This window comes from Undibacterium sp. Dicai25W, assembly GCF_049340505.1.
Taxonomy (GTDB): domain Bacteria; phylum Pseudomonadota; class Gammaproteobacteria; order Burkholderiales; family Burkholderiaceae_D; genus Undibacterium; species Undibacterium jejuense.
Genome location: NZ_JBMPOQ010000028.1, coordinates 26,095 through 36,328, shown reverse-complemented (window position 1 = coordinate 36,328; position 10,234 = coordinate 26,095). Strand labels below are relative to the sequence as shown.

Here is a 10,234-nt window from a genome sequence, read left to right as displayed (position 1 = left end):
GATGGCCTCCTTGCGTTCTGCTGGATAACGATTCACTGCATGTCTTTACTCCGCCCCAATACGGTTGATGTGAATTAATTGACGCGACATCTATCCTGACATAGGGGGTATGAAGCTTTATAGCAATCTGTTAAATGCTGGAAATATTTTTCAGTGTTTGTTTCATTTGCTGGATGGGCAACGAGTTCGTCCTTAATAAGCCCTATGCTAGATTCATGTACAAATTCATTCTCAAAGGCATTACCCCACAAAAATTCCAAACTGAACACTGGGCGATAGTTAAAACTGTTCAAATAGGGCGGATGACTTATTAGCAGATAGCATTTTTTATCTGAAAATTTGTTAGGTAGAAGTTTATTATCAGCGACATAGCATTCTGCGACCACATTTTTTTTACTTAAAGATTGATATTCTGTGTGGGTTTCAAGCATATCTTTAATTTTTTTGTAATATGCTTGGAGCACATTACGCTGCTTTTTGGCAGGATTAATGTGCGGACGGACTTCGGCATCATGTGCAAGAGAAACACGCCTTACGATAGCCAGAAATCCAACCAGCAAAAAATTTCTTTCAGACGACTTTGGCAAACTCAGCAGCCATTGTTGTATATTGTAAAGATCAATAATTACATTCTCAGAAAACCATTTCTCCGCAAATGCCGCATTCAACGTAGATGATTTAAAATCATTTGCGCTACTTGCTGACTTTAATGTTAACAGCAGTGCCTTAACTTCACTCAAATTGATATGCTTAGTTTTGACTTCTGAAACTAAGGCTGAAATCCAGCTAATATCTACTCCGTAACTTTTTATCCCTCGTAACTTCGCCTCTACCAATGTAGTACCAGAACCGCAAAAATTATCTATTACATAGTGTGATGGTGTTGGCGGTAAATATTGTTCTAATAATTGACCCGCAACAACTGAAGGAAATTTTCCGTAATATCTGTAATGGTTATGAGTTAAATATGAAAGTTGAGTAATCGTGTGAGGAATATCCCATTCATTAATTAACCCATCATTGCCTTCAATTTTATTAATTAGAGGTAGAAATTTTTCATAAATTTTCACATCTTCAAATAAATCGTCTTGCAAGTTTGCAGCTTTAGCCATTCTTACTTTCACTTTCAATATTAAATCTATTGAATATTATAAAAAATTAAAGTTAACTACTAAACTAGCCGTTGAATTTTTTCAGCAGAAATAAGTTAAATCTGAATTGCGAAAAAACAACGCATTAAATGTCCTTAACCGTGCATTTTAACAGGATTTACTTCTTAAATCCTAGCTTTACCGCGCCACAAACAGCATCAATCTGCGTGTCTAACTCACCTTCCTCCACCGCTTTTTTCAGTAGCTCCAAAGTTTGCACAAGATCGTCTGCCTTTGCCAACTCAACAGCCGTTTTTCCCTTCGCTAATTCAATCACCTTAGCGCCATATTTTACTGACACACAGAACTTGCCATCGTTCGCAATAAACCACCATTCTTTCATGCGTTTTGTTACTTCCATTGTTTTGCGTTCGCCAGTTTCTTTGTCAGTCAATGTGCGTGTTTTTGTTGGTGCATAAACTTTGCCTTCTTGCTTTGCTTTTGCCAGCTGTATCTGTTCCCACAATCTGTTTGAGACTTTATTGCGGCGCATTTGAACTGGCGATATTTGCGCTGGGCGTTTTGCTGCGATCAGCTTTAAGTTAGCAAGTGTAGTCATTTCATTTTCTCCATTACGTAGTGTTTAAGTCTTCAGTCTATTGCCTGTTTTTTGGCTAGTCGATTAAAACAGGCCACATTATTTGCCATTACCTACTCAATAAATTTTGCATTTGCATACCAACTTGACTGAAAAAATTTACGCACTATTTTTACTTGGGATAAATAAATTTATACACAAAAGTAGCGCAACTTAATTAGAAACACAGCAGAACAGCTCAATCAGCAAAAGTAGCGCAACTATTAGTATAGAAAGAACTGAACAACAGATCGGCAATAGATAGCTGCATAGAGCAAATAGAAGATGAAATGAGATGCTTCTATTAGTTGCTACTGCTTGCAGATTTCACTCAATAAAAAAAAATGAACACTGAATTACACAAAAAATTACGCGCTGCATTACTACTCACAACACCAGATATTGGTAAAGAATATCTGTATGACAGATGCATCAATAAATATATAGCAGCAATGCTGCCAGCAATAAGTAATGCATTGGCGTGTAACTACAAAAGCACTGCATTACATGCCAATCAATTTTATTTTTCTCAATCAAAAATACGAGAAGAAGTTGGGACGGTTGGCAAAGAACAGCAATACATATATGAGTTGATGAAAGCAAACACATCAACAAATCTGCTGCCAGTCGTAATGAAGGGGTTTAACCAAAACGGCAAAAGCCAGTTAAGCATCGTCAAAATAAATGACATTTACAAGGACTTGGTGATGGAAGAATTATTGAATTTAAAAATTGAAACGAACGGAAAATTATTGGATGAAATCGAGCAAAACGCAAACTACGTAGTGGACGTTGATCCTGTATCGCTAGCAAGCTTTATTGAAAAAACAAGCGATACGCTTAGAGCAACAAAAGGCAGTGGCGCATATGCAGAGAAATTACTTCGGAACTTAGCAGCAGCAAGACAACTACAATCGATGATACATCCAGCTAACGCAATGAATGCAACGCCATTTCTTAAAGAACGATGGGAAATGGCTGACAGTGGACGCATTTACGGACAGGGCTACAGCTTACAGCGCATGCCTAAAGAAGTGCGGCATGCGGCATTAGGGGTTTGCCACAAATACGATTTTAAGGCTTGTGCATTTGCGATTATGGCAGGACTAGCACATGCAATTAATCCAACGCTAAAAATCAACGCGATATTGGACTACATAAAGAACAGAGCAAAAATTCGCCAGCGCATTGCTGCTAACTTGAACGTCGATGAAACAGTGGTGAAGACCATATTTACTGCACTGGGATTTGGTGCAGAACTAAAAAATAATCAGTTCAACGCCATACGCGGCGCATTGGCAAAAGCAGCGCGAATGCAGCATGATGAAAATACCAGATTGCCAGCTGATGTATATAACGGACTAGGTGCTGATGAATTTAAGCGACTGATTGAAAATCAAACTTTTTGTTTTATTTACGAAGCACTTGAGCAAATCAACGCAACCATCCTCGCACACTTTAGCATGAATGATTTTACGATTGGTTGCTGCACATACTGCGAAAATGATCCAAACACTGGCAAGAAGCGCAGCAGTAAGCAAAAGCTTGCTTGGATTTATCAAGCTTACGAGTCGCAGGCAATGCAAGCGTTTGCTGAACTGGCAGAACAAGAACCATTGTTAACGACACACGACTGCTTGTATTTCAAGCAAAAGCTATCAACGGAACAAACGCTGAGCATCACGACGCAATTACAAGAAACATTTCCCTACTTGCGCTTTGAGCACGAAGCCATTTATCCAATTACAACAGACGCTGCATTTGAAGAGCGATTTAAGGAAACTGTTTTAGAAGATGCAACACACAAGCAGCGCATTGAAGAACAAGAGCGATTAGGAAAGTGCCACATGAGAGATGCAAAACAAAACAACAAACCTACCTATGCCGCAGGTGAAACAATCTCGCATCCAATGACAAAACACGAGCAACTCATCAATTGCTACATGACGTTGGAACAAAACAGATTATATATTGAGCAACGCAAAATATTGCTTGAGTATGGACACATCAATCATGTTTTGGAATGCGAGATGATTGATTGAGTTTTTTGTGTCAATCACAATTTAGAAAACCAAAGGTAATAGCAAAACTCTTTGGTCTTGCGTTAACTTATTGATGCCATTGATGATTTTATTTGCGCATAAAAAGGTCGCAAACATGAACAAAAGGAAATAGGCTATGACGTATGGAATTGTTTGATTTTAAGGGGAAAGTAACATGGCACAAGCAAAAACACTAACAGAAAAAGAACTGAGAAAAGTTCTCAATTACATCGCAATCCATAAACATGCAGCGCGAAATCGCGCAATGCTACTTGTTACGCATTTGAGCGGCATGCGCGTAGGCGAAGTTGCTGCCTTACGCATTGGTGATGTGTGGACTGGTGGCGCGATGATAAAAGATGAGGTGCGTTTATTACCCGAACAAACAAAAGGCAAACATGCGCGTTCAGTTTTTTTAGGCGAGAAATTACGCAAAGAACTGCTGGCATATTTGGCGACAATTGATAGAAGCGATTTAACCATGCCATTATTTTTTACACAGAAACGCGACGGCTTTACGGCAAATACGTTATGCCAGCATTTTCACTGGCTATATAAGGCAGCTGGCATTGATGGCGCAAGTAGTCACAGCGGAAGACGCAGCTTTATCACTAACCTTGCCAATAAAGGCGTAGGCGTGCGTGTATTGATGGAATTGGCTGGACATAGAAGTTTGGCAGTGACGCAAAAATACATTGATGTAAATCCTAGTATGTTGCGCAGTGCTGTTGAGCTAATTTAGTATTTTGTCGTGTTTGAAACGACAAAGCATGATGGTCAAAGTTTGTCGTTTTCAACACGACAAAATAGAACTATGCAGTTTTGTCGTTTCAACACGACAAACTACACCTTTTTCAGTTTCTGCTCTTCTGCTTGCTTGAGCAGTTTTTCATTTGCCATTACTTCTTTTAATTTAATGCCCAATTTTTCATAGCTGAAGGGTATAGAAGGACATGCTGACAGACACGGGAAACGTCCACGTGCAGCATTCTCTGCAATCAGATGTGTATCACGCATAAGCTTGCTAGCCATAATCGTCATTACTCGCCTCGCGTCTGCGTTGGCAGGATCTTTGCGGGGCGCATTTGGATCGAGTTTGGTATGCGAAACTTTACTGACCTTTGCCCTTACCGCTGCTCGCCATACTTCATCATTTGGACGCGCAGATCGCATGTACGCTAATCGCATACCAGTCTTTAATCGACTAAATTGCAATTTATTATCTTCAATTTCATATGGTGCTTTAGGCATAGACGGTGCTTTTGGTGGCACGGCATCGAGCAGAATACGCAATTGCTTAAATGCTGCTGCTTTACTTAAACCAACAGGTATAGAAACAAGTAGGCAATCTTGCCTGCCTTGCTGAACATGATTATGCGATACATACCTTTGCAGTGACTGACAACTTTTTTCAGCTAGTTCATTGGTAGGCGTTGCGCCATGTAAGTGAGCAATAGTTGTAACACGTGGTCTAGCTGCCTCAACACCAAACAAGTAAAACCCTTTTTTTAGCCACCATCTGCGATAGAGACTATTAAAGACATTGCCAAAGTCGCAGTATATCTGCCACACAAGTGCAGCGTCACCAGCATTCCCTAATTTCGCAGCCAACTCATCAACATTTTCGCATTGCGTCGCCAACAGATAACTTGGGCTAATACGCAGATACTCAAAATACATTTGAAAGCGCCAATCTTGTTTGGCATGGCGTTTTTTTCGATCAAAATCATCGCTTTTTAAGTGCCAAGCCTCTCTTTTTCGATTAGTTGTCATTATATCTGCTATCTGTTTGGATGAGTAATTATACCGTTAAACGACAGATTTTAATTAGTCAGTCATACTTCTTCCATCAGTTCAGCACATGCAGCAACAGGCAAAAACGACTTGTTTCACTGCGACATTCAGTCACGCTAACTGACATTAAATAGGAGATTCACCATGTTTTACTTAAACAAATCTTATGCTTTTGCAAATAACAACACTTCTGTTTCTTTTAAAGATGTGCCTGCCATGTTTTCTCAAAATGTCGTTTCTGCAAACGACAAACCAGCAGCAGCCCCTGTTGTTGAGCAAGCAGTCCCAGCGATTGAAAACGCAGAAACTGCTGTTGCCAGCATTGCCTTGTCCATTACTTCTTTAGTTGCGGCGCGTAAGGAGTGGGAAGCTGGCGTTTATCGCACGTCCTCATTGCAGCTCTACAGCATCCTTGCTAACTGCCTGTCTTATTACGATGCATTGAAGGCAGCAAAAGAAACAGACTTGATCAGCGTTCAGTTTAAGCAGTTCTGCGAGAAACATGACATTACATTTAAGAAGGGAACGCAGCAAATATACAAAGTAGTTAAATGCGTGTTTTATGACGAAGCGCTGGATCGCAATGCGCAGCGTGACCGTCGTCGTATCTCTGCATATGCAACTGTGCTCCGTTTAGCAATCAGCAACGGAATTACAGCTGAAAAATTGGTGAGCTGGATTGAGGATAACGGTGGCATTGAAGATATACGTGTTGGCAGAGCTGCGAAAGAAAATGCTGAAACGGCTGCAACACAAAGCGGGCAGGAGAAGAAAATTACGACTAAGCGTGACAAGGCTGATGCTGCCCGCGCTTACATGCTGAATAAACCTGTGCTTGGTATTGCGACAGGCGTTGAGCTGGCGCAGCAAGCTCCAGCAGAATGTTTGAATTATGACGTAGTGCTGATTGCGCGTCAGCGAGCAGACGGAACATTTGCGATTTTGGGTGTGGTGCGTGAAGAAGCTGTTGTCGTTTCTGCTCAGTCGCAATATTTTGAACAAAACAAAGCTGCACTGACAACGGTTGCAACAACGACTGCGGCAGCAAACGACGCGTCTGCACGTGATGCTGCCATCAACGCTGCTTCTGCGGCTTAATTGGAGGATACGAAAATGAATATCAATTTAGATCCGCAGTCGATTAGCGACTTTGTTTTCAAATCTCCGCGTGAGCAGTTGCTTGTGCAAAGTATTGTGGACGGGCGTCGCCCGTTTCCACAGTCAGGCAAAAATGGCATTTTGTTATACGGCACTTGGGGAACTGGCAAATCAGCATTGGCAAAATTATTGCCAAGCGCAATTGAAGCTGGAAAGGGGAGCGAGCTTTTATATAGCAAGCATTACAAGATACAAGCTGGTGGCAACAACGGCGTGAATATATTAGCGGCTATCGGCAACAACTCAAATGTGATTTCAAGTAACGATAGCGGTTACCACTACTTTGTGCTGGATGAAGTTGACAGACTTTCTGACGTTGCCATGTCTTCACTAAAGGTGCTTATGGACAAACGGGAGACGATTTTTGTAATGGCAACTAACAGCATTGACAAAATTGATGGTGGCGTAAAAAGCCGCTGCCATCTTGTCGAATTTAATGCAGCACCGTCCGCAGCTTGGCTACCACTTGCGCATCGCATCCTCGCAAAGTATGGCGTGGATAACGCACAGATCGATGCTGAACTAATTGCAGCGATTGACTGCTGCAATGGAAGTGCGCGCGAAGTAGTGGATTTGTGCATTGAAATCGCAATAAATCGGCAAATGAAAATTGCCGCTTAACTTATTTTATTTACTTACATGGAGAATTTATTATGAAATACGATTTTAAAACATTTGATGGAATGATGGTTTGGTTGGAAAAAGAGTTTAATACGCGATGCGATTACACAGCGACAATCGAAGGCTACGATGGAGAGTGCGAGTTGCGATTGATGGACTGCGCGTATCAAGCTGAAAATCATTTAACCTTTCATATTCCCAGCGAAGCAATGAGATGCAGTGTGGGTGTAAATGACTGGGTGAAAATTTCAGCGACATGGTGGGAACATGGTGGTGAACGATTTTGGGTTGAGATTACTCACGTCATAGATGATGCAGATGGTAATCCGTTGTTTTACGGGGTTGCACGAAACAATCTTTACGGCGCAGAGTGGGGATCAAAAGTCGGTCCTTTCCAGTCACGCCACATATGCGACATTGAATTCAATACAGACGAGCAAAAAGCCGCATAGCAAAGTTTGTCGTTTTCAAAACGACATTCACAAACTCACCTAGCCAGTGAGTTTTTTTTCGTCTAAAAATTGGTGATGCAACGGTTATTTTTTTGACGACACTTTCGACGCAGCAGCCTTATGCTTGCCCATCTTCTTGCCAGCAATCACATCAGCCTTCAATGCAGGAGTAATATGACCGTAGTGTTTTTCAATCATCCCCACGCTTGTTCCCATTTGTTTTGCCAGCGTTTCGATTGGCATATTGTCTTGTAGCAGTGAGAAGTGTGCGTATGTGTGTCGCAGACTATACAGCGTGCGTTTTTCTTTCACGCCCTTATCCTTGTCCAAGCCACTGTCGCGCATTAAATTTCTGAATGTGCCGTTCAACGAATTTGTCGTTTCGCCAGTCTGCAATCGAAAAATAAATGTATCTATTTTCTTTTTAAGCAGCGCATCAAATTCCAACTTTTTCAAATCCTCAAATCTGTCTTTAATCCGTTTCAAATAATCTTCAGCATTATGCCGCGCAATCAATGTGCGCTTGCCAGTCTTGCCGTTTACGGTAAATTGTAAATAACGCTCACCGCCCTTCATAATCCATTCCACATCGCGCCACTTCATATTCAGCGCTTCTGTGCCGTGCCGCATTCCTGTATTTGCCAATATCAGCACATAGTCGCGCAATAGTTCGCGCATATGCACGGTTTTTTCCATATGTCCCTTTTTTGCCCAAGTCGTCATATAGCTTGTCAGGCTTTTGTATTCAGCCAAACTAAAAGCTTCACGCGGCGTTCCCTTTGCTCCGTTATTTTTCATTTTAGGAACTTGGGATTGCGCCAGCCAGCCCCGTTCTACAGCAGCGTCAAATACGCGATTTAATGCAGATGTGTGTGTGGTGACTGTGCTGGCAACAGGCGCGTGTCCCATTGTTTTAGTGCGCCACGCATCAAATGTTTTGAGATGTTCGTAGCCAATCGTGTTGATGTTGTATTTGCCAAAGTAGGGCACGAGATAGCGATTGATTGCACTGATGTAGCTGTTATAAACGACTTTGCCAACACCACTGTCCAGTTGCTTTTGCATTTCATCGCTGGCAAGCTTTGCCACATCGCTAAAACGCCTGCTGGCAACTGGCAGATTTTCTTCACGCAAAAAACGAGCTTTGTCGTATGCATTGCAAGCAAATGTTTTTGCGTATTCCAAATTATTTTGCTTGGTGCTGATGCGATGCCATTTAGCGTCGTTCAGCTTAAAACGCGCTTGCCAGCGTTTGCTTTCGCCGCGCTTATAAAGCACTACTTCGCCGTCGCGTGCGTAGACAAGCTCTGTCTCAGCGTTTTTGTTTTTGGGTGGGGGAGTTTTAGCAGCAGTTTTAGGCATATAGCAGCACACTTAAAATAGTAAATTTCAGTGTAGCAGCTATCTAAAAACTGTGCGATGACTGTGTTACAGAAAAGCTTAGCACACTTTCATGCGCTAAGCCCCGTATCTTGGTGGCCCGGGGCGGAATCGAACCACCGACACAAGGATTTTCAAGCATTCACAAATTCCTTGTGTTTCAATACGTTAGCTGAAACTTAATCTACAAAATCACACATTGCGGAATTCGGAATGCCTTTGCTGGCATGACGTATTGAATATTTGTAGATGGAAATTTGGTTTGTGGTTGATCACTTGAAATCGTTCGTCGTGAGCAGTGGAAACGCTATGAGATTTCTAATGTCAGCGCAGGCTACGACAGCCTTTTGCTTCCGTAAAAGTGTCAATTTAATTGACTTTCTAGCCCTTAAAATAAAACTGGTTTTGTTGATTGCGGAACGGTTTAATCATTGCATCACATGATATTTTTTGATCTAGCTCAAAAAATATTCCGAAAGAAATATTGTTGGTATCTTTGTCGTGAACCAATGATGTTTTTTTAGTTAATATTGGCACTTGTCTAACAATTCTTTTACTTTGATATGTTATTAGATTTCACAGAAATTCCTAAGGCGATAGCACCATCTCCAGATACTGAAGCATTCGAGAAATTTGCAAAACAATTCTTTGAAGATATTTTTGATGGAAAGATTGAAAAAACAGCCGGCCGGGGAGCTGACGGTGGAGCCGATATTATAGTTTTAGTAAACGGACAGAGATGGCTGGTTAGCTGCAAGCACTATTTGTCATCTTCGGTAACTGCGTCAAATGAGGAGGATCCAAAAGGTAGAATTGATGCACATGGTTGCGCAAAATTTATAGCGTTTTACTCAAGTTCACCAAATAACAGTCTTAATGACAAATTAAGAGGAATTAGGGACAACAGGTCACCGTTCGATTTCGAAATTTTCAATGATAAAGATATCGAATCAGCCCTGCTTTCAATTCAAAAGGCAAAAGGCTGGATACTAGCGGCAAGATGGTTTCCTAAGTCTTATTCAAAAATATTTTCTCAGCTTGTTCATCAATTCTACCTTT

General features: G+C 41.3%; 10 protein-coding genes. 6 read left to right on the top strand and 4 right to left on the bottom strand.

Annotation, left to right across the window (positions count from 1 at the left end; translation table 11 throughout):
- Nucleotides 1-74 precede the first annotated feature (74 nt).
- Both ACO0KY_RS18680 and ACO0KY_RS18675 read right to left on the bottom strand, forming a co-directional pair.
- On the bottom strand, nt 75-1,112 hold the full coding sequence (locus ACO0KY_RS18680; RefSeq protein ID WP_423048613.1) for a DNA methyltransferase: 1,038 nt from the start codon (nt 1,110-1,112) through the stop codon (nt 75-77).
- A gap of 157 nt (nt 1,113-1,269) precedes the next feature.
- Nucleotides 1,270-1,710 (bottom strand): DUF6641 family protein, encoded by a 441-nt coding sequence (locus ACO0KY_RS18675; RefSeq protein ID WP_423048611.1) that lies wholly within the window; start codon nt 1,708-1,710, stop codon nt 1,270-1,272.
- A gap of 362 nt (nt 1,711-2,072) precedes the next feature.
- Here ACO0KY_RS18675 and ACO0KY_RS18670 point away from each other — a divergent pair, with 362 nt between their 5' ends.
- Both ACO0KY_RS18670 and ACO0KY_RS18665 read left to right on the top strand, forming a co-directional pair.
- On the top strand, nt 2,073-3,770 hold the full coding sequence (locus tag ACO0KY_RS18670) for a hypothetical protein (RefSeq protein ID WP_423048609.1): 1,698 nt from the start codon (nt 2,073-2,075) through the stop codon (nt 3,768-3,770).
- Between the two features lie 175 nt (nt 3,771-3,945).
- On the top strand, nt 3,946-4,512 hold the full coding sequence (locus tag ACO0KY_RS18665; protein ID WP_423048607.1) for a tyrosine-type recombinase/integrase: 567 nt from the start codon (nt 3,946-3,948) through the stop codon (nt 4,510-4,512).
- A gap of 101 nt (nt 4,513-4,613) precedes the next feature.
- Here the strand turns inward: ACO0KY_RS18665 and ACO0KY_RS18660 are convergent, their stop codons facing one another.
- Complete coding sequence (locus ACO0KY_RS18660; RefSeq protein ID WP_423048605.1) at nt 4,614-5,543, bottom strand: hypothetical protein; 930 nt, start codon at nt 5,541-5,543, stop codon at nt 4,614-4,616.
- A 165-nt stretch (nt 5,544-5,708) separates the two neighbouring features.
- Between ACO0KY_RS18660 and ACO0KY_RS18655 the strand changes: the two genes are divergently transcribed.
- The 3 genes from ACO0KY_RS18655 to ACO0KY_RS18645 are packed head-to-tail and all read left to right on the top strand — an operon-like array spanning nt 5,709 to nt 7,795.
- Nucleotides 5,709-6,662, top strand: coding sequence for a hypothetical protein (locus tag ACO0KY_RS18655; RefSeq protein ID WP_423048603.1), 954 nt, complete (start codon nt 5,709-5,711; stop codon nt 6,660-6,662).
- A gap of 15 nt (nt 6,663-6,677) precedes the next feature.
- On the top strand, nt 6,678-7,343 hold the full coding sequence (locus ACO0KY_RS18650; protein ID WP_423048601.1) for an AAA family ATPase: 666 nt from the start codon (nt 6,678-6,680) through the stop codon (nt 7,341-7,343).
- Between the two features lie 32 nt (nt 7,344-7,375).
- Nucleotides 7,376-7,795, top strand: coding sequence for a hypothetical protein (locus ACO0KY_RS18645; protein WP_423048599.1), 420 nt, complete (start codon nt 7,376-7,378; stop codon nt 7,793-7,795).
- Between the two features lie 84 nt (nt 7,796-7,879).
- On the opposite strand, the gene ACO0KY_RS18640 is transcribed toward ACO0KY_RS18645, so the two are convergent.
- Nucleotides 7,880-9,157: a tyrosine-type recombinase/integrase gene (locus ACO0KY_RS18640; protein ID WP_423048597.1), complete on the bottom strand. Its 1,278-nt coding sequence runs from the start codon at nt 9,155-9,157 to the stop codon at nt 7,880-7,882.
- A gap of 581 nt (nt 9,158-9,738) precedes the next feature.
- On the opposite strand from ACO0KY_RS18640, the gene ACO0KY_RS18635 reads away from it, so the two are divergent.
- Nucleotides 9,739-10,234, top strand: a 496-nt coding sequence (locus ACO0KY_RS18635; RefSeq protein ID WP_423048595.1) for a restriction endonuclease, incomplete at its 3' end; no start/stop codon positions are given.